Consider the following 22,695-nt stretch of genomic DNA (forward strand, 5'->3'; position numbering starts at 1 on the left):
CAGCCGGATGGCTAAATATTTTTTAATGACATGGCCGGTTCGACCGTCACCCAGTAGCGCGTGCGGCTGCGCACCTGCACCGGCAATGAGTTGGGCAGCATGTTCAGGATGCGCTGGGTGTCGGCCAGCGGGAACACGCCCGACAGGCGCAGCTGCGCCACCGCCGGTGCGCAGTCGATCACGCCGGGGCGGTAGCGGGCCAGTTCGGCCAGGAAATCGCCGAGGCTCACGTCGTCGACGATCAGCTGTCCGCGCGACCAGGCGTCCGCATACGCACCGAGGGCGTGCGGCGCATCGGGCGCCTGGCGGGAAAATGCCACGCCGTGCCCGGCCGCCAGCAGCAAGGGTGCGCCGCTGCCGTCGCGGGGACGGATTTCAACGGCGCTGTCAAACACGTCCACGGCGCTGTAGCCATCCTGCTGGCGCACGGCAAAGCGCGTGCCCAGCGCGCGCACCAGGCCTTCGCGCGTGGCCACCACCAAAGGCGCGCCGCTGCCGGCGCCATGGCCGCTGGCGACGAGTATCTCGCCGGCCAGCAGTTCGATCAGGCGGCGGCTGGCGTCGAAACGCACGTTCACGGCCGATCCCGTATTCAGGCTGAGCACACTGCCATCGTCCAGCGCCACCTCGCGCCGCTCGCCCGTGGCCGTGCGATAGTCGGCGCGCAGGGTGCGCACGCCATCCCAGGCATCCGTCTGCGCGGCCAGCATGGCGCCGCCGGCCGCCACGCCCAGCCACGCCAGCAACTGGCGCCGCTTGCCGTTGACGGCTTGCTGCTGCGTGCCGGCCAGCGCCTGCGCGGCCGCACCGCGGTGCAAGCCGTCGAAGCGCCGCGACACGGCCTCGATATGCCGCCAGGCCCGCGCATGCTCCGGGTCCGCCTCGCGCCAGCGCTGCCAGGCGGCCTGCCGCGCCGCGTCCATCTCGCCCGACATCAGCATGGTCAGCCACTCGGCCGCCTGCTGTTGCACGTCCTCGCGGATGGCCGCCGGGGCCGCAACACTCCCCACCTTGCTCATGCCGGCAGCGAGAAAAATACCTGGCGGTTGGCGCGCGTCAGGTATTGCTTGACCGAACTGGCCGACACGTTCAGGCGCGCGGCGATCTCGGTATAGCTGAGTCCCTCCAGTTGCGCCAGCAAGAACGCCGTGCGCACGGGCGCGGGCAAGCCGTCGAGGGCCTGGTCGATTTCCTGCAAGGCTTCCAGCGCCAGCAACCGTTCTTCCGGCGCGGGCGCCACTTCCGGCGGCAGGCAAGCGAGCGCTTCCAGATAGGCGTCTTCCAGCACTTGCCGGCGGTAGCGGTGCGCCACCAGGCGGCGCGCGATGGTGGCCAGGAAAGGCCGCGCTTCGCGGATCCGCGGCGCGGCATCGGCCGTCAGCACGCTGACGAAGGTGTCTTGCGCCAGATCCGCCGCCTCGCCCGCATTGCCCAGCTTATGCCGCAGCCAGCCCTGCAGCCAGCCGTGATGGCTGCTGTAGAGCGCGTGCAGGTCTTGTTGCTGTGCAAAATCGGCGGCCGACATGGCATCCCTTTCCGCCCGGGCGTACGGTGCCCGAGAATGTAAATAAGAATTATTCTCATTCTAACCGCGTTCCTGCCGTTCATGCAATCTCGGCATTGCCAGAAATACCAAGTAATTCAAACGCCGGCCAACCGCCAGGCGGTGCAGCGCGGGACCGCCAGCCACCCGCGATAAGGTAAAATGGCGGCCATCGTCCGGCTTGCGCCGCCCACTCCCAAGCTTTTCATTGCAGGTTCATCATGCTAGATAATCTCACCCAACGGCTTGCCAAAGTCGTCAAGACCATGCGCGGCGAGGCGCGCCTGACCGAAGCGAACACCGCCGACATGCTGCGCGAAGTGCGCCTGGCGCTGCTCGAAGCCGACGTCGCCCTGCCCGCCGTGCGCGAATTCATCGCCAAAGTCAAAGAAAAAGCCATGGGCGAGGATGTCATTTCCTCGCTCACGCCAGGCCAGGCCCTGGTAGGCGTGGTGCAGCGCGAGCTGGCCGCCCTGATGGGCGCCGACCTGGGACCGGAAGCGTCGCAGATCAGCTTTGCGCAGCAGCCGCCCGCCATCATCCTGATGGCCGGTCTGCAGGGTGTGGGTAAAACCACCACCGTCGGCAAGCTGGCAAAGTACCTGAAGGAAGAAAAGAAGAAGAAAGTGCTGACCGTCTCGGCCGACGTGTACCGTCCCGCCGCGATCGCCCAGCTGCAATCGGTCACCGCCCAGGTGGGCGCCGACTTCTTCCCGTCCACCAGCACGGACAAGCCGGTCGATATCGCCCTGGCCGCGCTGGACTGGGCGAAAAAGCATTACCACGACGTGCTGATCATCGATACGGCGGGCCGTCTCGGTATCGACGAAGAGATGATGCGCGAAATCGCCGCCGTCCACGGCGCCGTGAAACCGATCGAAACCCTGTTTGTCGTCGACGCCATGCTGGGGCAGGACGCCATCAACACGGCCAAAGCCTTTAACGATGCGCTGCCGCTGACCGGTATCGTGCTGACCAAGCTCGATGGCGATGCGCGCGGCGGTGCGGCCCTGTCCGTGCGCCACATCACGGGCAAACCGATCAAGTTTGCCGGTGTCTCGGAAAAACTCGACGGCCTGGAAGCGTTCGACCCGACCCGCATGGCCAACCGCATCCTGGGCATGGGCGACATCCTCGCCCTGGTGGAAGAGGCGCGCAAGGGCGTCGACAGCAAGGCGGCGGCCGACCTGGCGCAGAAGATCAAGGTCGGCGGCAAGTTCGACATGAACGATTTCAAGGCGCAACTGGGCCAGATGAAGAAAATGGGCGGCATGGCCAACCTGATGGACAAGCTGCCGGCCCAGTTCCAGCAGGCGGCAGGCGGCAAGAACATGGATCAAGCCGACAAACAGGTGCGCCGCATGTGCGGCATCATCGATTCGATGACGCCGCAGGAACGCGCCAAGCCTGAACTGATCAAGGCCACGCGCAAGCGCCGCATCGCCGCCGGCGCCGGCGTGCAGGTGCAGGAAGTGAACCGCATGCTGACGCAATTCGAGCAGATGCAGACGATGATGAAGAAATTGTCGGGCGGCGGCATGATGAAGATGATGCGCAGTATGAAGGGCATGATGCCGGGAATGAGGTAAGGCTTCAAAATCCGCTGCGCGGTGGTCTTTGCGGCCGGCGATGCTCACCGTACTTTAGTACGGTTGCGCTTCTCGGCCACAAATACCATCCGCTCGCTGTGATTTTGAAGGCCTTTTTTACGCCGCGTGAGGCGTAGTTCAAGTCAAAAAACATCGTTCTAAATAATGCCGGATTGCATTTTCATGTGTCCGGCATCCTTTCTTTCCTCCCCCGCAGCGCCCCTGCCCGCATAGCCAGCAACCATGCCATTTACGGGCAAAAACGCCATTCCGCGCCCCCAAGCGGTGCGCCCGGGAGACAGGCGCGTCATTTCGCTGCTTTTTCCTCGTGAAAACGTGAAAAACACTTGCATACTAGGTAAATCCACACCAATATTAGCCGTGCGATTAATTGCGCAATTTCCCATGTGTTTGTTAAGGAGGCTCGAAGATGGCAACAGCCAAAAAAACCCCAGTAGCAGCGCCAGCCAAAGCAGCAGCAGCCAAGCCTGCAGCCGCCAAGAAAGCAGCACCCGCAGCCAAAGCGGCAGCTAAACCTGCAGCGGCGAAGAAAGCGGCAGCACCGGCAACACCACGCAAGCCAAACGCAGCATTCATGAAAGCAATGACGCCATCGAAAGATCTGGCCGCCGTTGTTGGCGCAGCTCCACTGCCGCGCACGGAAGTGACCAAAAAGGTATGGGATTACATCAAAAAACTCGATCTGCAAGATCCGGCCAACCGCCGCATGATCAATGCGGACGACAAGCTGAAAGCAGTTTTCGGCGGCAAAGCCCAAGTCTCCATGTTTGAAATGACCAAACTGATCTCCGATCATTTGAAATAATCAGATACGCACAGGGCGTCTACGCCGTGTGAGTGCCCCGCCGCATCCGCGAGCGGGGCATTTTTTTTGGGGTCAGACCCTGTCGGGTCTGACCCCGGCCGTTGCGGTGGGGTTTAAAAAACATGAAACCCGACCCCAGCCCATCACCCGGCCGGCTTGAATTCCCACTTGCTCCAAGCCGCCCTGACCGCATTCGGATACTCGGCCCTACCCCGGCTGCCGTTGTACCGCCCCAGCGCCAGGTACAAATCGCCCTTTTCCATGTCCAGGTACATGCGCAGGATCGCGCAGCCGTAGCGCAGATTCGTCTGCATGTGAAACAGCTTGCTGCGGTCATGGTCGCCGATGACGCCCGTCCAGAACGGCATCACCTGCATGTAGCCGCGCGCGCCGGCCAGCGAGACGGCATATTTGCGGTAGGCCGACTCCACCTGGATCAGGCCCAGCACGAGGGCCGGCTCGAGGCCCGCGCGGCGCGATTCGTACCATACGGTTTCCAGGAATTCCGTGCGCAGCTGGGCGTCCGGCAGCTTGCGCTGCAGGCGCGACGACATCTGCGACAGCCATTGCTGGTAGCGCTGCAAGTCGGCGGGCGTGGCAAATTTGGGTTGCGGTGGGCGTTCGTCGCGGATCGCATGCGACAGCGCCAGGCGGACGGAGTCGGCCAGCGCCTCCTCCTTCTGGTTGCCGGCCTGCGCCGGAGAGACGCAGGCCAGGCAGGCGGCCAGCGCGAGCGCGCCAGCCGTCTTGCTTACCGATAGACGCTTCACTGCGCCATTTTGCCCTGGATGAAGGCGACGATCTCGTCCGGCGCCACGCCGGTCGCTTCCGCATCGCGGCGGCCCTGGTATTCCAGTTTGCCTTCTTTCAGGCCGCGCTCGCCGATGACGATGCGGTGCGGCACGCCGATCAGCTCCCAGTCGGCGAACATGGCGCCTGGACGCAAGCCACGGTCGTCGACGATGACATCGACGCCAGCGCCTTGCAGGGCCGCGTACAGCTTCTCCGTCTCTTCCTTGACCAGTTCGCTGCGGTCCATGCCCATCGGGCACAGCACGACCTCGAACGGCGCGATCGACGCGGGCCAGATGATGCCCTTGTCGTCGAAGTTCTGCTCGATGGCGGCGCCCAGGATGCGCGTCACGCCGATGCCGTAGCAACCCATCTGCAGCGGCGCAGGCTTGCCGTTTTCATCGAGGAAGGTGGCTTTCATGCTTTCCGAGTACGCCGTACCCAGCTGGAACACGTGGCCCACTTCGATGCCGCGCTCGATGGCAAGCGCGCCCTGGCCGTCCGGCGAAGCGTCGCCGGCGACGACATTGCGCAAGTCGGCCACGATGGCAGGCTCGGCCACGTCGCGGCCCCAGTTGGCGCCCGTGTAGTGGAAACCGGCCTCATTCGCGCCGCACACGAAGTCGCTCATGTGGGCGACCGTGCGGTCCGCCACCACGGTGACCGGGGCCTTCGTGCCGATCGGACCCAAGTAGCCGGGAATCGTGCCGTAGACTTCCAGGATTTCCGCTTCCGTCGAGAAACGGTGACCGGCCAGGCCGGCAACCTTGCCCACCTTGATCTCGTTCAATTCATGGTCGCCGCGCAGCAGCAGCATGAAATGCTGTTTCGTGACTTTCTCGTCCTTGCCCGTCGTTTCCACCGTCAGGGCGATGGTTTTCACGGTCTTCGACAGCTCGATACCCAGCAAGGCAGCCACGGTTTCGCACTTGACGGTGTCCGGCGTGGCCGTTTTCGTCAGCGCCTGGGCGGCGGCCGGGCGCTCGCCCGCTGGCGGCAGCGCTTCGGCCGCTTCCATGTTCGCGGCGTAGTCGGACGTCGGGCAGTACACGAGCGCGTCTTCACCCGTGTGGGCGATGACGTGGAATTCGTGCGAACCGGAACCGCCGATGGCGCCGTTATCGGCCGCCACGGCGCGGAATTTCAGGCCGAAACGCGTGAAGATGCGAGTGTAGGCGTCAAACATGACCTTGTACGACGCTTGCATGCCGGCCAGGTCGCGGTCGAACGAGTAGGCGTCCTTCATCGTGAATTCGCGGCCGCGCATCAGGCCGAAGCGTGGGCGGCGCTCGTCGCGGAACTTGGTCTGGATGTGATAAAAATTCAACGGCAGCTGGCGGTAGGACTTGATTTCCGTGCGCACGACGTCCGTGATGACTTCTTCCGACGTCGGCTGGATCGCGTATTCGCGGCCGTGGCGGTCTTTCACGCGCATCAGTTCGTCGCCCATCTTGGTCCAGCGGCCCGTCTCTTGCCACAGTTCGGCCGGCTGCACGAGCGGCATCAGCAGTTCGATGGCGGCGGCTTTGTTCATCTCGTCACGGATGATGGCTTCCACCTTGCGGATCACGCGCAAGCCCATCGGCATGTAGGTATAGATGCCGGAACCGAGGCGTTTGATCATGCCTGCACGCATCATCAATTGGTGGCTGACGATTTCCGCGTCAGAAGGTGCATCTTTAAGTGTGGAAATAAAAAAACGGGAGGCGCGCATAACGGTGAATTCTTTTTAAAAAGAGAGGGTTATAATCAACCTAATTTTAAAGGATTAGCTGGCTGATGCGTCCATACTTTACACAAATGCGCTCAATTGGTGCGATTCCGGCGCTTTTCGCACCCCGAAAAGGTCACCGGCTTGCGAAGTTGTGGGTAAATATGTAAAAAAGGACGCACTGTCGCAGAAAGTTTGAGGTGCATTATGCTCGACCGTGAAGGGTTTCGGCCCAACGTCGGCATCATCCTGCTAAACGCCCAGAACGAGGTGTGGTGGGGCAAGCGGGTGCGCGAGCACTCATGGCAGTTTCCGCAAGGCGGTATCAAATATGGCGAAACACCGGAACAAGCCATGTTTCGCGAACTTGAAGAGGAAATCGGACTCAGACAGGAACACGTCAAAATTGTCGGCCGCACCCGCGACTGGCTGCGCTATGAAGTGCCAGACCACTTCATCAAGCGCGAGATTCGCGGCCATTACCGTGGCCAGAAGCAGATTTGGTTTCTGCTGAGAATGTGCGCGCGCGATAACGACGTCAATCTGCGCCTGACCGACCATCCCGAGTTCGACGCCTGGCGCTGGCATGAGTACTGGGTCCCGCTCGATGTCGTGATTGAATTTAAACGCGATGTGTACCAGCGCGCCTTGCAGGAGCTGTCCCGCTTCCTGACCTGGCCCGTGCATGGCAACGCACAGCAAGTGCACCGCCACACGTCGCGCTACCTGCGCCAGCCCCATGCGCCACGGGCACAGGACGGTACGGCACCGGCCAAGCCTTGCGACGGCATTGCCGCCGAAGGGTGTACGCCGGAGCTGATTCTGCCGGGCAAGGGATAGCCCGCCGCAATGAACGCACTCTCCCACGCAAAAGGGGCAGCCTGAACAGGCTGCCCCTTTTTTCATGCCGGCAGGAACACCCTGCCGGTCAGGCTGGCTTAGTTTGCTGCCGGTGCTGGCGCAGCGGCGGGTACGTCCAGGGTGATGGCCTTCAGACCCAGGATATTGCTGCTGTAGTGGCGGATCTTGTTGGCCAGGGCCGGGTCGCTGTTCAGCTTTTGACCGTACGACGGCACCATTTCCACCATCTTCGCTTGCCATTCCGGCGTGGCCAGGCGGCTCTTGAATGCCGTTTGCAGCACCTTGATCATGATCGGCGGCGCGGTCGAAGCGCCTGGCGATGCACCCAGCAGGGCAACGATGCTGCCATCGGCGGCGCCCACGACTTCCGTGCCGAACTGCAGCAAGCCGCCTTTGACAGGATCATCCTTGACGATCTGCACGCGCTGGCCCGCGTTTTGCAAGGTCCAGTCTTCCATCTTGGCGTTCGGCAAGTATTCGCGCAGGGTCTTCAACCGGTCTTCCGGCGTGTTCATGACCTGTTCCACCAGGTATTTCGTCAGCGGGATGTTGTCGTAGCCGGCTTGCAGCATCGGTTTTACATTGCCCGTGCCGATCGAGGCAGGCAAGTCGATCCACGAACCGTTTTTCAGGAACTTGGTCGAGAAGGTGGCAAACGGGCCAAACAGCAGGGCTTTCTTGCCATCGATGATGCGCGTGTCCAGATGCGGCACGGACATCGGCGGCGAACCGACGGACGCCTTGCCGTAGACCTTGGCCGCATGCGCCGCCACCAGTTCCGGATTGGTGGTCACCAGCCATTGGCCGCCGACCGGCACGCCGCCGTAGCCCTTGGCTTCAGGAATGCCCGATTTTTCCAGCAGCGGCAGCGAACCGCCGCCGGCGCCGATGAAGACGAATTTGGCGCGCATGGTTTTTTCCTTGCCGGCGTTCAAGTCTTTCACCGTCACGTTCCACACGCCATCGGCGCCGCGCTGGATGTTTTCCACCTGGTGGCGCAGGTGCAGGACCATGCCGTGGCTGTCCGTCAGGTATTTCACGAGACCGCGCGTGAGGTTGCCGAAATTGACGTCGGTACCGATTTCCATGCGTGTCGCCGCCACTTTCTGGCCCTTGTCACGGCCTTGCATGACGAGCGGCGCCCATTGCTCGATCTGCGCCTGGTCTTCCGAGTACAGCATGCCCTTGAACAGGTTTTCCTTTTGCAGCGCGGCATAGCGCTTCTTCAAGAAGGCAATATTGTCGTCGCCCCACACAAAGGCCATGTGCGGCACATTGTTGATGAAAGTTTGCGGCGCGCCCAGGTGCTTATTGGCTACCTGATAAGCCCAGAACTGCTTGGAAATTTCGAATTGCTCGTTGATGGCAACGGCTTTCTTGGTCTCGATGCTGCCATCGGCCGCTTCCGGCGTGTAGTTCAGTTCGGCAAACGCCGAGTGGCCCGTGCCCGCGTTGTTCATCGCGTCCGAGCTTTCGGCGGCCACGGAATCGAGGCGCTCGACCATTTCCATCGTCAGCGACGGATCGAGTTCCTTGAGCATGCTGCCCAGGGTGGCGCTCATGGTGCCGGCGCCGATCAGCAGCACGTCGACCGGTTTTTCGGACGAGGCCGGAGGGGTCTTGTTACATGCCGCCAGGATCAGGCACGACATCAAAAGTAATAGCGATTTACGCATACGTAACTCCGTTTATGAATACTGAAGGATGATTCTTGCGCGCCACCGTGGCGGCACCATCGCTGCATGGAATGCAAACAGCCAGCCAGCCGGAACGCCAGGGCGGCCGGACAGGTCAAGGTCGATGGTGATAGGCATGCTGCCGCGCTCCGGGATAAACCAGGAGCAATATCTGGTGGCAAAGGTGCGGGCAATGGAAGCACGGAGTGACAATAAAATCGCCATCGTGTCCAGAGCAAATATCAAGAGCGGCGATTTTATCACCGTTATTTGGCGCCGCCGGGCCGTGGCGGTAGTGGATAATACTTACTGCAGGGTATTAAATTTCGGTGACTATCGGGTCATGAAAGCGGACGCCGGACGGCAAAAAGGGCATCCTCGATGCCCTTCGTTGACGTACGCGGTACAATGCCGGCTGCCCCATAGCCATATCATTCAGCCATGTTCAACCCCTCTTCCGACGACGTGCGCCGCTTCTTTTGCGACACCTTGCGCAAGCACCGCGCCCATGAAATCCTCACGCCGATGGAAGCCATCGCGCTCGACTGGATACTCGAACACCCCGAGTATGAAAACGAGCTGTCCGACGTCGAAGCGGCGCTGGCGCGCGATTACTCCGTCGAAGGGGGCCAGGCCAACCCCTTCCTGCACCTGTCCATGCATCTGTCGATCACGGAGCAGGTACAGGTGGACCAGCCGCGCGGCATCCGCCCGGCCGTCCAGCAGCTGACCCAGCGCCTCGATTCGGCCCATGCGGCCCAGCACGAGGTGATGGAATGCCTGGGCCAGATGATCTGGGCTTCGCAGCGCTCGGGCTTGCCGCCGGATACAGAGGCTTATATCGACTGCGTCCGCAGGCGTTAACCGGGCCGCACCGCCTGCGGCTGCCGTACAGCTGCTTTCGGCGCCTTGCCCATCAAGCCCAGCACCACCTGCAGCGCCATGGCGATGGCGCCGACGATGAAGACCACGTCGCCGAAAGTGCGTATCCAGCGCAGGTTCTGCAACAGCGGCTGCTGCATGAATGCCTCGCTGCGCGCATACCACAGGCCTTCCGTCACGCTGGCGTGGAACTGGATGATGCCAATCGGCAGCAAGCTGGTAAAGATCATCAGCACCAGTCCCGCGTTCAAGCCCCAGAACGCCGTCTTCATCAAGGCAGGGCTGAAGCGGTAATCGGGACGCAGGTAGCGCAGCACCAGCAAGGTAAAGCCCAGCGCCAGGAAGCCGTACACGCCGAACAGCGCCGCATGCGCATGCACGGGGGTCGTGTTCAAGCCCTGGATGTAGTACAGGGCGACGGGCGGATTGATCATGAAGCCCAGCACACCGGCGCCCAGCATGTTCCAGAAGGCGACGGCGACAAAGCACATCATGGGCCAGCGCAGGTTTTCCATCCATGGCGCGCGTTCCTTCAAGCGCCAGTTTTCCCACGCTTCATGTCCCAGCACGATCAGCGGCACCACTTCCAGCGCGCTGAAGCTCGCGCCGATGGCCATCACGGGCGTGGTGGTGCCGGCGAAGTACAGGTGGTGGAAGGTGCCGGGTATCCCGCCCAGCATGAACAGCGACGCCGATGCGAGGCTGGCCGCCGTGGCCATGCGCACCGACACCAGGCCCAGGGTCGAGAAGATGAAGGCCAGCGCCGTCGTGGCGAAGACTTCAAAGAAACCTTCCACCCACAGGTGCACCACCCACCAGCGCCAGTATTCCATCACGGACAGGTGCGTGCGCTCGCCGTAGAACAGGCCGGCGCCATAGAACAGGCCGATGGCGCCCACGGACGCGGTCAAGAGCGCCAGCAGGTTCTTGTCGCCGCCCGGCTTGCGCAGGGCCGGCACGACGCCGCGCAGCATCAGCACGAGCCACAGCAAAATGCCCACGTATTTACCGATCTGCCACAGGCGTCCCAGGTCCACGTATTCATAACCCTGGTGGCCGAGCCAGAAATTCCACTCGGGCGGCATCACTTGCGCAATGGCTAGGTAATTGCCGATGAAGGAGCCGACGACGACCGCGACGAGGGCCCAGAACAGCACGTCGACACCGAGGCGCTGCCACTTGGGGTCCTTGCCGCCATTGATCAAGGGCGCGAGGAACAGGCCGGCGGCCAGGAAGCCCGTGGCGATCCAGAACAGCGCGGCCTGGATATGCCAGGTGCGCGTGAGCGCATACGGGAACCAGCGCGACACGTCGATGCCGTAGAACTGCTGCCCTTCCACCGTGTAGTGCGCCGTGAAGCCGCCGATGAAGACCTGGAAGATGAACAGCGCCACCACGAGGAACAGATATTTTCCCAGTCCCCGCTGCGAAGGCGTCAGCGCGAACGTGGTGAGCGGGTCGCGCGGACCGGCCGCCGGCAGCGCTTCATCGTGGTCGCGCAGGAAGGCCCAGCCCCAGACGAGGAAGCCCACGCCGGCCAGCAGCACCACCACGCTGGCGACCGACCAGACGAGGTTTTCGCCGCTGGGCTGGTTGCCGATCAGCGGTTCGTGTGGCCAATTGTTCGTATAGGTCACTTTCTGGCCAGGACGCTCGGTGGCGGCGGCCCATGCCGTCCAGAAGAAGAATTGCGTCATCTGCGCGCGCCGCTCGGCGCTGGGCAGGGTGTTTTCCTTCATGGCGAAATGCTCGCGGCTGGCGTGCAGCGCCGGCGCGTCGGAGAACAGCTGGTCATAATAGTGCGCCGTGTTGGCAATCGCTTGCACGCGGCGCGGCGACAGGCGCAACACTTGCGCATCATCGGTGCGATTGCCCCGGTATTCGAGCTTGAGCGCTTCGCGCAGCGCCGCCTGCGCGGGGCCGTCGAGCGCCGCGTAGGCCTTGCCATGCTGCTCTTGCGCGGCCAGTTCCAGCCAGGCCGTCAGTTCGCGGTGCAGCCAGTCGGCCGTCCAGTCGGGCGCCTGGTAGGCGCCGTGGCCCCAGATGGAACCGAGCTGCATGCCGCCGACCGATTGCCAGGCCGTCTGGCCGTCGAGGATGCCCTCGCGGTCGAACAGTTGCCGGCCATCCTGCGCCAGCACTTGCGCGGGGATGGGCGGCGCCTGCCGGTACACTTCGGCGCCGTAGTAGCCAAGCAGCGAAAACGTCACGATCAGCACACCGATCAGGGTGAACCAGAGTTTTTTATATTGACCCATGGGTCTTTCCTTTGTCAGTGCACCACGGCCGGCGCAAAGCGCTCGAACAGGATATTGTTTTCGGTATGGATATGCGCCATCAGATCCTCGCGGAAGGTGCGCAAGCCCGTGTACAGCGCGCGCCAGGTGGTGCAGGCGCCGCCAGGTGCGGTGATATCGTTCGTCATTTCCTCCATCGCGCGCAAGGCCACGCCATGGTCGTCGTGCTCCATGCGCATCACGTTGATGGGCGCGCCGGCCCGTGGGCCCTGGCCGCGCACGATCATGGGGAACAGCACGTCTTCTTCCTTGCGCATATGGCTTTCCAGTTCCTGCGCCATGGCCGACAGGTGTTCCGCCAGCCCGTGCGGACAGTCGGCGCGGTCGCCATGCACCTGCTCGACCTTGCGCGCCAGGCGTATCAGTTCGGGCAGCTGCTCGCGGTGCACGGCGTGGTAGCGCAACAGGATGTGTTCCACCAGCTCGGTGGCCGAAGCTTCCTGCCAGTCACGCTCGCCGCTGGCGTCAGTCCGCCCTGCCAGCACTTGCAACTCCTTGACGATGGGCGCCGTGTCCACGCCGGCCGCTTCGGCCGCCGCGCGCAGGGTCTTGTTGCCGCCGCAGCAGAAATCCAGGCGGTGGGCATCGAACAGGCGCGTGGCGCCGGGGATGCGGCGGGCCAGCTGGCCCAGGGATTGATCGATCATGTCCATAATGGTTCCTTGAGGATGAATGGGGTTTATTGATGGGCACCAGCGTGGTAGACGCCGGGCACCGGTTCGCCAGTCACTTCCAGCACGCCCACGGCGCCCTTGCCGGCGCGCGACAGCGCATGGTCGACCAGCAGATAGCTGCCAGGATGCTGTACCTTGAGTTCGACGATGGTCGCGCCGCCCGGTGCCACAAGCGTCGTTTGCACGTCGTGTTTCGGGCTGCTGATCGAGCCTTCGCTGTACACCTTGTCGAAGATCTCGCCGATGATGTGGAACGATGAAATCTTGTTCGGGCCGCCGACGCCGAAATAGATGCGCACCGTCTCGCCGACTTTCGCCTGCAGTTTGTGCGTCTTGCTCAGGGCGCCCACTTCGCCGTTGAAGACGTAGTAGTCGGGCAGCTCATTGGCCATTTTTTCCAGGTTCGCTTCCTGGTGCACGGGTGCGCCGTGCGGACGGCCCGTGTACATCTCGCCCTGCATCACGTAATACTCGCGGTCGACTTTTGACAAGCCGCCTTCCGGTTCGACCAGGATCATGCCGTACATGCCGGCCGCGATATGCTGCGGCACCAGCGGCGTGGCGCAGTGGTACACGAACAGGCCGGGATTGAGCGCCTTGAAGGTGACGGTTTTTTCCTGGCCCGGCGCCACCTGCGTATGCTGCCCGCCGCCATGGCCACCCGTCACGGCATGCAAGTCGATCGAGTGGATCATCTTGCTGTCCTTGGCGTTGAACAGGGTCAGTTCCACCGTGTCGCCCACCTTCGCGCGCAGCATGGGGCCGGGCACCTGGCGGTTGAAGGTCCAGTAGGTAAAACTGGTGCCGTCATCGAGCTTGCCCGGCAGTTCCACCGTCTCCATCCGGTATTTCAGGGTTTGCGGCGCACGCGCGCCAATGGCGGACGGCACGGAGGCGGGATTGGCCGCCACGTTGACGGCAGATGGGTCGGGGCCGCGCATCGGCGATGGCGCGGGCGTGTACAGGGCCAGCGCGGCGGCCTGGCTCGATTCGCTGGCCGCCTTCGGCGCCGCCGTCTCGGCCAGCGAGGTACCGCTCACTTCCAGCTTGCCTTCCATGCCGATCTGGCGGTGGCCGGGGATCGAGCAGTAATAAGTGAACGTGCCCGCGCGCGTGACCTTGAAGCGCACGGTGGTGCTGCCGCTGTTGGCGCTGAACTTCGCGGATGCGACGTTCAGTTCCGGGATCAGCAGATCGTGCTCGGCGCCTTCGCCGCTTTTCAGCACCAGTTCGACCGTGTCGCCCACCTTGGCCGCCAGCACGGGGTTGACCTGGCCCTTGGCGTCGATGAACACCATCTTGCCGTCGACGATATTGGTTTGCAGTTCATAGCGCTTGAGCGCGGCGGCGGCCGAGGGTTGGCTGACAGCGGCGGCGGTGGCAGGGAGGCTCACCTGGGCTTGCACGGACAGGGGCATGGCCAGTACGCAGACGGCGGCGGCAATGGCGCGGAGGGAGGGAGTCGTTTTCATCAAGCTTTCCTTGGTCTTGTATGCCGGTTCGGCACCCTTACCCAGGCAATCCGTGTGCCAGGAAAAACTTGTTTTAAATCAACGATTTGAAAAATGCAGGGTCGATATGACCCTCTTTGGGCGTGGTCCGTTGTACCCTGCATGGTAATTATGACCACCACCGCCATCCACCTGCTGCTGCTCACCGACCTGGTCGCCGACCTGCCCGTGGCCGTGCGCCTGCAGCGCCTCGTCGGCAGCCTGCGCGCCCACTTCGGCTGCGAAGCCGTGGCCTTGCTCAAGCTCGACGGCGAGCATTTGCGCCCCGTGGCGATGGCCGGCCTGGCCAGCGACGCGCTGGGACGCCGCTTCGCCGTCGCCGACCATCCACGCCTGGCCGCCATCCTGCAGCGGCGCGGCGTACTGTGCTTCCATCACGACAGTTCCCTGCCCGATCCCTACGATGGCCTGATCGCCGAGCGGGCCGGCGAGCCGCTGCCCGTGCACGACTGCATGGGCATGGCGCTGGACCTGGAAGGCGAACGCTGGGGCGTGATCACGCTCGACGCGCTGCAGGTGGGCACCTTCGACGGGCAGGCGCAGCGCGACCTGGGCGAACTGGCCTGCGCCATCGAGGCGGCCGTGCGCGTGACGCGGCTGGAAACGGAAATCCGCGCCCTGCGCCTGTCGGGCGGCGCCATGCTGGCCGATGCGCAGGCGCCGCGCGAGGAACACGATTTCGTCGGCCAGAGCGGCGCCATCACGCACTTGCTGCACGAATTGCAGGTGGTGGCCGATTCCGAACTGCCCGTGCTGCTGCTGGGAGAAACGGGCGTCGGCAAGGAATTGTGTGCGCACCGCCTGCACCGGCTGTCGCGCCGCGCGGGCAAGCCTTTGATCCACGTCAATTGCGCGGCCTTGCCGGAATCGCTGGCCGAAAGCGAATTGTTCGGCCATGTGCGCGGTGCGTTTTCCGGCGCCGTCAGCGACCGGCCCGGGCGCTTCGAGGCGGCCGAAGGGGGCACCCTGTTTCTCGATGAAGTGGGGGAATTGCCATTGTCGATACAGGCCAAGCTGCTGCGCACCTTGCAAAATGGCGAAATCCAGCGCCTGGGCGCGGACCGGCCGCGCCGCGTCAACGTGCGCGTGATCGCCGCCACCAACCGCAGTCTGCGCGAGCATGTGCGCGACGGCACGTTCCGCGCCGACCTGTATCACCGTTTATCCGTGTATCCCGTGCCGATTCCGCCGCTGCGCGAGCGGGGCAATGACGTGCTGCTGCTGGCCGGCGGTTTCCTGGAACTGAACCGCGCGCGCCTGGGCTTGCGCAGCCTGCGCCTGTCCGCTGCGGCGGAAAACGCCTTGTGCCACTACCGCTGGCCCGGCAACGTGCGCGAACTGGAACATGTGATCAGCCGGGCCGCGCTGAAAGCCGTGATACGCGGCGCGGACCGCAAGGACATCGTGACCCTGGAAACGGACATGCTCGACCTCGATGCGCTGGAAGCGCCGGCCGGCGCGGATACGCAATTGCCGGCGCCAGCCGCCTGTGGCACGCCGGCGGCGCCGCTGCTATCGATGCATCAGATCGTGGAAGCGAGCCAGCGCCAGGCCATCCGGCAAGCGCTGGTGCTGCATCAGGATAACTGGGCCGCCGCGGCGCGGCAGCTGGGGCTCGACGCAAGCAATCTGCACAAGCTGGCGCGCCGCGTCGGACTGAAGAACACCTAACCAAACCTACTGCGCGTCGGTATAGGCAACCTGCGATGCTCACTGTGCTTCAGCACAGTTCCGCGTCTCGGCCGCCTCTCCCTTCCGCTCGCTACGGTTTTGTCAGGTGTCAGAACAACCAATCAATCCGGCGCTACAACTCAGCGGTGAGTCACCAGGCTGGTCGGCAAACTGTGCAGGTAGGCGGCCAGGTCCTTGATGTCCTGGTTGCTCAGCGGTTTTACCTGGCCCGTCATGATGGCGTTGTTGCGGCCGTTGGCCTTGTCGCCCCGCTTATACGCGGTCAACGCGTGTTCCAGGTAATCGCGGTGCTGGCCCGCCAGTTTCGGGTACGACGGGTCGATGGGCGAGCCGTAATCCTTGCCGTGGCAGGTGGCGCAGCTGTATTTTTCGGCCAGGGCCTTACCGGTATTGATATTGCCGGCGGCGCTGGCGGAAAACGAGACGGTGGCGCAAACGAGGGCGGCGAGTAGTGTTTTCATCATCTGGCTGGTCCTCAGTTCGGCTTGGCTTGTTGCGCATAATACGCGGCGACATCGGCGATATCCTGGTCCGACAGGCTGCTGGCGATGCCCTTCATGCTGGGGTGCTTGCGGTCGCCCTTCTTGTAGGCTTGCAGCGCATTCTCGATATATTTTGCCGGCTGGCCGCCGATCATCGGTACCTGGAATACTTCAGGGAAGGTTGCCTTGTAACCGGGAATGCCGTGGCAGCCGATACACATTTCCACCTTGGCAGGGGCTGCCTTGGCGTTTCCTACAATGTCAGCCGCTGTGACGGCATTTGCTATGCCGGCAAGCACGAGAAGTGCAAATATTTTTTTCATAGTGGCAATGTGAACAATGGTAATCGGAGAAACGCCAGAGCTGGTTTTTATTGATTTTATGAGTTGACAATTAAGGTTGCCAATTAATCTGCTGCTTGCCGATTCTAGCCAAGATATTCTTGCAAGTCCACCTATAAAACCCGCATTGTAGGCAGGCAGGCACAGGCCGTCCGCGTGACGCTGGGCCGCAGTTCTGTTTATACTCACCCTTTCCCCACTTTGGCAGACCGCTCATGCAAGCACAGCACACCCAGCAAGGCCAACGCTTCGAAGGTTCCGACAGCTACGTCGCCACCGCCGACCTGAAACTGGCCGTGAATGCGGCGCTGACCCTGCAGCGCCCGCTGCTGATCAAGGGCGAGCCGGGCACGGGCAAGACCATGCTGGCCGAGGAAGTGGCCGCCGCGCTGAACATGCCGCTGATGCAATGGCATATCAAATCGACCACCAAGGCGCAGCAGGGCCTGTACGAATACGATGCCGTCTCGCGCCTGCGCGATTCGCAGCTGGGCGACGAGCGCGTGCGCGACATCCAGAACTACATCGTCAAGGGCGTGCTGTGGCAGGCCTTCACGGCGCCCGAACCGGTGGTGCTGCTGATCGACGAGATCGACAAGGCCGACATCGAATTCCCGAACGACCTACTGCGCGAACTGGACCGCATGGAATTCTATGTGTACGAGACGCGCGAAATGGTCACGGCGCGCCACCGCCCGCTCGTCATCATCACCTCGAACAACGAGAAGGAATTGCCGGACGCCTTTTTGCGCCGCTGCTTCTTCCACTACATCAAGTTCCCGGACAAGGACACGATGGAGCAGATCGTCGCCGTCCACTACCCGCACCTGAAACAGGAATTGCTGGCGCAGGCGCTGCAAACCTTCTATGAAGTGCGCGACGTGCCGGGCCTGAAGAAAAAACCGTCGACGTCGGAATTCCTCGACTGGCTCAAGCTCCTGCTGGCCGAGGACATTCCGGCCGAAGCCTTGCGCAGCAAGGACAACAAGGCCGTCGTGCCACCGCTGCATGGCGCGCTGCTGAAAAACGAGCAGGACGTGCACCTGTTCGAGCGCCTGATGTTCATGTCGCGCACCAACCGCTAAGGAGCACCGGTGAACGACATCAGCCCCGACAAGGTCTTCGTCCCCCTGGAACTGCACGGCATCCGCCTCGAAGCGCTGGCGCCGCACCATGCGGCCGGCTTGCGTGCGGCGGCCATGGATGGCGAACTGTGGAATCTGCGCGTCACCTCCGTGCCCGAGCCGGACCAGGTGGACCAGTACATTTTCAAGGGCATCGAGATGCGCCCTTCGCGCTTCGCCTTTGCCGTCGTCGACGCGGCCAGCGGCGAGGTGCTGGGCACCACCAGCTACCACGACGTGGTGCCCGAGATCAAACGGCTGGAAATCGGCTACACCTGGTATGCGAAGCGCTGCCAGCGCAGCCACGTCAACACCACCTGCAAATTGCTGCTGCTGACGCACGCCTTCGACACGCTCGGCTACGCGCTGGTGGGCCTGCGCACCGATAATTTCAACCACGCCTCGCAGGCGGCCATCGAACGCCTGGGCGCGAAAAAAGATGGCGTGCTGCGCCACCATGGGCTGCGCCGCGACGGCACCGTGCGCGACACGGTCATGTACAGCATCACGCGCGGCGAGTGGCCGGAAATCGCCGCCCATCTGCGCTACAAGCTGGCGCAGCGCCCCATCGCGGCGCTGCCCCGCGCGGGAGGTGAAGGGACCGCGGCAGGGATACAGGCATCGCCATGCTGATCGATTTCTTCTTCACGCTCAAGGATGCGAAGATTCCCGTCTCGATCAAGGAATTTCTGACCTTGCTTGAGGCGCTGCAAAAGAACGTCATCGACGCCTCGATGGATGATTTCTACTATCTGGCGCGCCTGACCCTGGTCAAGGACGAAGCCCATTTCGACAAGTTCGACCGCGCCTTTGCGCAGTACTTCAAGGGCGTCAGCGCGGCCTTCGACACGAATGCGGCGATTCCGCTCGACTGGCTGCTGAAACGCATGCAGCGCGAGCTGTCCGAGGAACAGAAGGCGCAGCTGGAAAAATTCGGCTACGACAAGCTGATGGACCGCCTGAACGAGCTGCTGAAGGAGCAGAAGGAGCGCCACGAGGGCGGCGGCAAGTGGATCGGCACGGGCGGCACCTCGCCGTTCGGCAATGGCGGCACGAACCCGGAAGGCATCCGCATCGGCGGCAAGGGCGGCAACCGCACGGCCGTGAAAGTGTGGGAAGCGCGCAGCTACAAGGACTACGACGGCGAGCGCGAACTCGGTACGCGCAACATCAAGGTGGCCTTGCGCCGCCTGCGCAAGTTCGCGCGCGAAGGCGCGGAAGACGAACTGGCGCTCGACGCCACCATCGCCGCCACGGCGAACAATGCGGGCTACCTCGACATCAAAATGCGGCCCGAGCGCAAGAACCGCATCAAGGTGCTGATGCTGTTCGATGTGGGCGGCAGCATGGACGACCATATCGAGCGCACCGAGGAACTGTTTTCGGCGGCGAAGACGGAATTCAAGAACATGGAATTCTTTTACTTCCATAACTGCGTCTACGATTACCTGTGGAAGAACAACCGGCGCCGCAACGCCGAGCGCTTTCCCACCTGGGACGTGCTGCGCAAATACCCGCCCGACACCAAGCTGATCTTCGTCGGCGACGCCACCATGAGCCCCTACGAAATCCTGCAGCCGGGCGGCAGCGTCGAATACAACAACGAGGAAGCGGGTTCCACATGGCTGGCGCGCTTTACCCAGGCGTTCCCGAAATTCATCTGGCTCAATCCCGAGTCGGAGGGATTGTGGCAGTACCGCCAGTCCATCGGCGTGATGCGGCAGTTGATGAACAACCGCATGTTCCCCCTGTCGATCGACGGGCTGGAACGGGGCATGCGTCTGCTCAGTAAATAAAAACGCATAACAAAAAGTCCATGGCGGCAGGGGGCCGCCATGCCGTACACTGCGACACGGCACTACCGTGCGGAGCATCTCCGCCGCGGGCGGGTACCATACGCTGGTACCAGTCCTGCCCTACCCTGCTGCATCCTGTGCGCGGCCGCCATGGCCGCGACACTGTTCGATTGCGCACATCGTGCGCGCCTTCTGCTCCGGTAGAATCGGCGCATCGCTCTGCGCAAACAATGCACCATCGCTGCACCACGACATAGCCGCGCCAGCCCCCGTGCTGCCGGCCGGTGCCAGCGCCATTTTCAAAGGAATGAGCATGCAAAGTCTGATCTCGATCGCCGCCGACCTGTCCTGGCCGTTCGCCATTACCCTGGCCTGGGTAGTGGGTGAATTCGGCCACCGCTGGACGGGCCTGCCGCGCATCAGTTTTTACGGCGTGATCGGCTTCGTCCTCGCGCAAACGCAGGTGGGCATCCTGCCGCAGACGGACGCCGGCCCCATGCTGGTGCTGGCCGACGTGGCCTTCGGCCTGATCCTGTTCGAGGTGGGCTACCGCATCAATCTGCGCTGGCTGAAGAACAATCCGTGGATCGCCGTCACGGGCCTGGTCGAATCGCTGCTGACCTTTGCCGTCGTCTACTTCATCGGCATCGAATTTGGCAGCACTTCGATGACGGCGCTGCTGCTGGCATCGCTGGCCATGTCCACCTCGCCGGCCACCATCATGCGCGTCATCAACGAGGAACGCAGCTCGGGCCAGGTCACGGAACGCATCGTCCACCTCACGGCCTTGAATTGCGTGCTGGCCGTCTTCACGTTCAACATCATCGTCGGCTTCTGGATGTTCCAGAGCTCCACCGACCTGATCGAGGCGAGCAGCAGCAGCGCCGCCGTGCTGGCCGCCTCGGTGGCCGCCGGCACCGTCTTCGGCATCGTCGTGCCGGCCATGCTGCGCCGCCTGGGCAATATGGCGCAAGACGCTACCGTGGCGTTCGCGCTGTCGGTGATGCTGCTCGTCGCCCTCACCTACACCACCAGCCTGTCGCCGCTGCTGGCCACGCTCACCTTCGGCCTGGTGGCGCGCCACCGCCGTGTCGCCTTCAGCCAGGCGCAGCGCAATTTCGGCGCCATGGGCGAGCTGTTGACGGTGCTGCTGTTCGTGTATGCCGCCTCGACCCTGGAATGGGCCAGCGTGACGGCCGGCGCGGGCCTGGCCCTGGCCGTCGTCGGCGGACGCTTGCTGACGAAGGTCGCCGGCGTGGCCGCGTTTTCGCACGTGAGCGGCATTTCCTGGCGCAAGGGCGTGCTGACGGGCGTGGCGCTGACGCCCGTTTCCGTCTTCATCATCCTGCTGCTCGAACACGCGCGCCAGCACGGCGTGAACTTCGGCGACGAATTGAACGCCCTGGCCGCCATCACCCTGGGCCTGGAACTGGTCGGCCCCGTGCTGGTGCAGCGCGTGCTGATGCTGGCCAAAGAAACCCACGAAATCAAGGAGCGCTAAATGCCGCTGGAACCCTTTGGCCAATCGGCCGCGCTGACCTTCGGCGTCGAACTCGAACTGCAACTGGTAAATCTGTCGGACTATGACTTGACGGCCGCCAGCCCCGACCTGCTGCATCTGCTGAACAAGAAACCGTTCCCCGGCAACGTCACGCCGGAAATCACCGAGAGCATGATCGAGATCAATTCGAGCGTACACACGCACCACGGCCCCCTGCTGGAGCAGTTGCAGGAAATCCGCGACACCTTGATCACGGCCGGCGACAAGCTCAATATTGGCATCGCGGGCGGCGGCACGCACCCGTTCCAGCAATGGTCGTCGCAAAAGATCTTTTCCAAGCCCCGCTTCCAGGAGATTTCGGAGCTGTACGGCTACCTGGCCAAGCAGTTCACCATCTTCGGCCAGCACGTGCACATCGGCTGCGCCTCGGGCGACGACGCCATGTTTTTGCTGCATTCGCTGAACCGCTACATCCCCCACTTCATCGCCCTGTCGGCTTCCTCGCCCTACGTGCAGGGCCGCGACACCCTGTTCGACTCGGCCCGCCTGAACTCCGTGTTCGCCTTCCCCATGAGCGGGCGGGCGCCGTTCACCCTGAGCTGGGACCAGTTCTCCAACGAGTATTTCGCCAAGATGGAGAACACGGGCATCATCAAGAGCATGAAGGATTTTTACTGGGATATCCGTCCCAAGCCGGAATTCGGCACCATCGAACTGCGCGTGTGCGACACGCCGCTGACGGTGGAACGGGCCGCCGCGCTGGCCGCCTACCTGCAGGCCCTGTGCCGCTACCTGCTCGAACGCCGCGAAACCCCGCCGGTGGAAGACGATTACCTCGTGTATAACTACAACCGCTTCCAGGCTTGCCGCTTCGGCCTCGATGGCGCCATCACGCATCCGAAAACCTACGAGACGATGTCGCTGCGCGAAGACATCATGACCACCCTGCGCAAGATGGAACCGCACGCCGAGGCGCTGGGCAGCACGCCGGCCCTGAAACACCTGTCGGACGTGGCCAAGCAATGGAGCGACGCGCAATACCTGCGCAAGCAGCGCAATGTGCAGGGCAGCGCCGAGGGCATGGTCGATTCGGCGATCAGATGTTTTCGCGGTGAGCCGATGAACTACTGACGCTGCCCGAACGTAGGCCGGCTGGCGCCGCCAACGGTGTTGTCGGATTACGGTCCTTCGGATCTAATCCGACCTACCCGCGGCCCCCGACAACGCATGAATTACTGATGTTGCTCCCTCTGGAACCGAAGGCCGGATTAGCGGCATAGCCGCGTAATCCGACAACATTGCGAGCGCTGGATAAAAAATACATGACGGGCCCGGGTCGGTTCCAGACGGGCTTTTACGGCGAACCGCGCAATGTCATGTTCACCGTGCGCACGAAG

Annotated in this window: 20 protein-coding genes; 10 read left to right on the forward strand and 10 right to left on the reverse strand. The window is 63.0% G+C overall.

What is annotated here, in order from left to right:
- Positions 1-11: 11 nt before the first annotated feature.
- Together CLU90_RS14735 and CLU90_RS14740 are read right to left on the reverse strand one after the other, a co-directional pair.
- The gene (locus tag CLU90_RS14735; protein ID WP_198511216.1) at positions 12-1,019 is read right to left on the reverse strand and encodes a FecR domain-containing protein; all 1,008 of its coding nucleotides are present in this window, start codon (positions 1,017-1,019) and stop codon (positions 12-14) included.
- A complete protein-coding gene (locus CLU90_RS14740; RefSeq protein WP_092711523.1) occupies positions 1,016-1,525 on the reverse strand; it encodes a sigma-70 family RNA polymerase sigma factor in 510 nt (169 codons plus the stop codon). Before CLU90_RS14740 ends, CLU90_RS14735 begins: the two co-directional genes overlap by 4 nt.
- A gap of 239 nt (positions 1,526-1,764) precedes the next feature.
- Here CLU90_RS14740 and ffh point away from each other — a divergent pair, with 239 nt between their 5' ends.
- Entirely contained in the window at positions 1,765-3,132 is a 1,368-nt protein-coding gene (gene ffh / locus CLU90_RS14745) for a signal recognition particle protein (protein ID WP_034746567.1), read from the forward strand.
- A gap of 430 nt (positions 3,133-3,562) precedes the next feature.
- On the forward strand, positions 3,563-3,958 hold the full coding sequence (locus CLU90_RS14750) for an SWIB/MDM2 domain-containing protein (RefSeq protein ID WP_071650146.1): 396 nt from the start codon (positions 3,563-3,565) through the stop codon (positions 3,956-3,958).
- Between the two features lie 143 nt (positions 3,959-4,101).
- On the opposite strand, the gene CLU90_RS14755 is transcribed toward CLU90_RS14750, so the two are convergent.
- Together CLU90_RS14755 and CLU90_RS14760 are read right to left on the reverse strand one after the other, a co-directional pair.
- Positions 4,102-4,728: a lytic transglycosylase domain-containing protein gene (locus CLU90_RS14755; RefSeq protein ID WP_092711525.1), complete on the reverse strand. Its 627-nt coding sequence runs from the start codon at positions 4,726-4,728 to the stop codon at positions 4,102-4,104.
- Positions 4,725-6,464 carry a proline--tRNA ligase gene (locus CLU90_RS14760; RefSeq protein ID WP_092711527.1) on the reverse strand — a complete coding sequence of 580 codons (1,740 nt, stop codon included), beginning with the start codon at positions 6,462-6,464 and terminating at the stop codon, positions 4,725-4,727. The genes CLU90_RS14755 and CLU90_RS14760 overlap by 4 nt, the downstream gene beginning before the upstream one ends.
- Positions 6,465-6,668: 204 nt before the next feature.
- Between CLU90_RS14760 and CLU90_RS14765 the strand changes: the two genes are divergently transcribed.
- On the forward strand, positions 6,669-7,301 hold the full coding sequence (locus tag CLU90_RS14765) for an RNA pyrophosphohydrolase (RefSeq protein WP_092711529.1): 633 nt from the start codon (positions 6,669-6,671) through the stop codon (positions 7,299-7,301).
- A 98-nt stretch (positions 7,302-7,399) separates the two neighbouring features.
- Here CLU90_RS14765 and mqo read toward each other — a convergent pair whose 3' ends face one another.
- Positions 7,400-8,998, reverse strand: a complete 1,599-nt coding sequence (gene mqo / locus CLU90_RS14770) for a malate dehydrogenase (quinone) (protein WP_198511217.1) — start codon at positions 8,996-8,998, stop codon at positions 7,400-7,402.
- Positions 8,999-9,439: 441 nt separating this feature from the next.
- Between mqo and CLU90_RS14775 the strand changes: the two genes are divergently transcribed.
- The gene (locus tag CLU90_RS14775) at positions 9,440-9,862 is read left to right on the forward strand and encodes a DUF1841 family protein (RefSeq protein WP_034746547.1); all 423 of its coding nucleotides are present in this window, start codon (positions 9,440-9,442) and stop codon (positions 9,860-9,862) included.
- Here the strand turns inward: CLU90_RS14775 and CLU90_RS14780 are convergent.
- The 3 genes from CLU90_RS14780 to nirK are packed head-to-tail and all read right to left on the reverse strand — an operon-like array spanning position 9,859 to position 14,323.
- Positions 9,859-12,138 carry a nitric-oxide reductase large subunit gene (locus CLU90_RS14780; RefSeq protein ID WP_092711533.1) on the reverse strand — a complete coding sequence of 760 codons (2,280 nt, stop codon included), beginning with the start codon at positions 12,136-12,138 and terminating at the stop codon, positions 9,859-9,861. The two genes, CLU90_RS14775 and CLU90_RS14780, sit on opposite strands and share 4 nt — an antisense overlap.
- Before the next feature lie 14 nt (positions 12,139-12,152).
- Positions 12,153-12,830, reverse strand: a complete 678-nt coding sequence (gene ytfE, locus CLU90_RS14785) for an iron-sulfur cluster repair protein YtfE (protein ID WP_100428273.1) — start codon at positions 12,828-12,830, stop codon at positions 12,153-12,155.
- Between the two features lie 26 nt (positions 12,831-12,856).
- Complete coding sequence (gene nirK, locus CLU90_RS14790) at positions 12,857-14,323, reverse strand: copper-containing nitrite reductase (RefSeq protein WP_092711537.1); 1,467 nt, start codon at positions 14,321-14,323, stop codon at positions 12,857-12,859.
- Between the two features lie 150 nt (positions 14,324-14,473).
- Here nirK and norR point away from each other — a divergent pair, with 150 nt between their 5' ends.
- The gene (norR, locus tag CLU90_RS14795) at positions 14,474-16,033 is read left to right on the forward strand and encodes a nitric oxide reductase transcriptional regulator NorR (protein ID WP_092711539.1); all 1,560 of its coding nucleotides are present in this window, start codon (positions 14,474-14,476) and stop codon (positions 16,031-16,033) included.
- 140 nt (positions 16,034-16,173) lie between these two features.
- Here the strand turns inward: norR and CLU90_RS14800 are convergent, their stop codons facing one another.
- Together CLU90_RS14800 and CLU90_RS14805 are read right to left on the reverse strand one after the other, a co-directional pair.
- Positions 16,174-16,515: a c-type cytochrome gene (locus CLU90_RS14800; RefSeq protein WP_092712191.1), complete on the reverse strand. Its 342-nt coding sequence runs from the start codon at positions 16,513-16,515 to the stop codon at positions 16,174-16,176.
- 14 nt (positions 16,516-16,529) lie between these two features.
- Positions 16,530-16,859, reverse strand: a complete 330-nt coding sequence (locus CLU90_RS14805; RefSeq protein WP_046684254.1) for a c-type cytochrome — start codon at positions 16,857-16,859, stop codon at positions 16,530-16,532.
- Between the two features lie 233 nt (positions 16,860-17,092).
- On the opposite strand from CLU90_RS14805, the gene CLU90_RS14810 reads away from it, so the two are divergent.
- The 5 genes from CLU90_RS14810 (at position 17,093) to CLU90_RS14835 (ending at position 22,429) form a co-directional block, all read left to right on the forward strand.
- Positions 17,093-17,962: an AAA family ATPase gene (locus CLU90_RS14810; RefSeq protein WP_034746522.1), complete on the forward strand. Its 870-nt coding sequence runs from the start codon at positions 17,093-17,095 to the stop codon at positions 17,960-17,962.
- Positions 17,963-17,971: 9 nt separating this feature from the next.
- Entirely contained in the window at positions 17,972-18,634 is a 663-nt protein-coding gene (locus CLU90_RS14815; protein WP_092711541.1) for a GNAT family N-acetyltransferase, read from the forward strand.
- Positions 18,628-19,797: a vWA domain-containing protein gene (locus tag CLU90_RS14820; RefSeq protein WP_100428274.1), complete on the forward strand. Its 1,170-nt coding sequence runs from the start codon at positions 18,628-18,630 to the stop codon at positions 19,795-19,797. Before CLU90_RS14815 ends, CLU90_RS14820 begins: the two co-directional genes overlap by 7 nt.
- 313 nt (positions 19,798-20,110) lie before the next feature.
- Complete coding sequence (locus CLU90_RS14830) at positions 20,111-21,298, forward strand: cation:proton antiporter (protein WP_046684256.1); 1,188 nt, start codon at positions 20,111-20,113, stop codon at positions 21,296-21,298.
- Positions 21,299-22,429, forward strand: coding sequence for a YbdK family carboxylate-amine ligase (locus CLU90_RS14835; protein WP_046684257.1), 1,131 nt, complete (start codon positions 21,299-21,301; stop codon positions 22,427-22,429).
- Positions 22,430-22,695: the final 266 nt, after the last annotated feature.

This window comes from Janthinobacterium sp. 67 (genome assembly GCF_002797895.1).
Classification (GTDB): domain Bacteria; phylum Pseudomonadota; class Gammaproteobacteria; order Burkholderiales; family Burkholderiaceae_D; genus Janthinobacterium.

Excerpts from the sequence above, each read along its gene's own strand:
- CLU90_RS14835 (WP_046684257.1), top strand. The coding sequence starts at position 21,299 with ATGCCGCTGGAACCCTTTGGCCAATCGGCCGCGCTGACCTTCGGCGTC.
- CLU90_RS14780 (WP_092711533.1), bottom strand. The coding sequence starts at position 12,138 with ATGGGTCAATATAAAAAACTCTGGTTCACCCTGATCGGTGTGCTGATC.
- CLU90_RS14830 (WP_046684256.1), top strand. The coding sequence starts at position 20,111 with ATGCAAAGTCTGATCTCGATCGCCGCCGACCTGTCCTGGCCGTTCGCC.
- CLU90_RS14805 (WP_046684254.1), bottom strand. The coding sequence starts at position 16,859 with ATGAAAAAAATATTTGCACTTCTCGTGCTTGCCGGCATAGCAAATGCC.
- CLU90_RS14760 (WP_092711527.1), bottom strand. The coding sequence starts at position 6,464 with ATGCGCGCCTCCCGTTTTTTTATTTCCACACTTAAAGATGCACCTTCT.
- ytfE (WP_100428273.1), bottom strand. The coding sequence starts at position 12,830 with ATGGACATGATCGATCAATCCCTGGGCCAGCTGGCCCGCCGCATCCCC.
- CLU90_RS14765 (WP_092711529.1), top strand. The coding sequence starts at position 6,669 with ATGCTCGACCGTGAAGGGTTTCGGCCCAACGTCGGCATCATCCTGCTA.
- CLU90_RS14810 (WP_034746522.1), top strand. The coding sequence starts at position 17,093 with ATGCAAGCACAGCACACCCAGCAAGGCCAACGCTTCGAAGGTTCCGAC.
- CLU90_RS14800 (WP_092712191.1), bottom strand. The coding sequence starts at position 16,515 with ATGAAAACACTACTCGCCGCCCTCGTTTGCGCCACCGTCTCGTTTTCC.
- mqo (WP_198511217.1), bottom strand. The coding sequence starts at position 8,998 with ATGCGTAAATCGCTATTACTTTTGATGTCGTGCCTGATCCTGGCGGCA.
- CLU90_RS14775 (WP_034746547.1), top strand. The coding sequence starts at position 9,440 with ATGTTCAACCCCTCTTCCGACGACGTGCGCCGCTTCTTTTGCGACACC.
- ffh (WP_034746567.1), top strand. The coding sequence starts at position 1,765 with ATGCTAGATAATCTCACCCAACGGCTTGCCAAAGTCGTCAAGACCATG.
- CLU90_RS14820 (WP_100428274.1), top strand. The coding sequence starts at position 18,628 with ATGCTGATCGATTTCTTCTTCACGCTCAAGGATGCGAAGATTCCCGTC.
- CLU90_RS14735 (WP_198511216.1), bottom strand. The coding sequence starts at position 1,019 with ATGAGCAAGGTGGGGAGTGTTGCGGCCCCGGCGGCCATCCGCGAGGAC.
- CLU90_RS14750 (WP_071650146.1), top strand. The coding sequence starts at position 3,563 with ATGGCAACAGCCAAAAAAACCCCAGTAGCAGCGCCAGCCAAAGCAGCA.
- nirK (WP_092711537.1), bottom strand. The coding sequence starts at position 14,323 with ATGAAAACGACTCCCTCCCTCCGCGCCATTGCCGCCGCCGTCTGCGTA.
- norR (WP_092711539.1), top strand. The coding sequence starts at position 14,474 with ATGACCACCACCGCCATCCACCTGCTGCTGCTCACCGACCTGGTCGCC.
- CLU90_RS14740 (WP_092711523.1), bottom strand. The coding sequence starts at position 1,525 with ATGTCGGCCGCCGATTTTGCACAGCAACAAGACCTGCACGCGCTCTAC.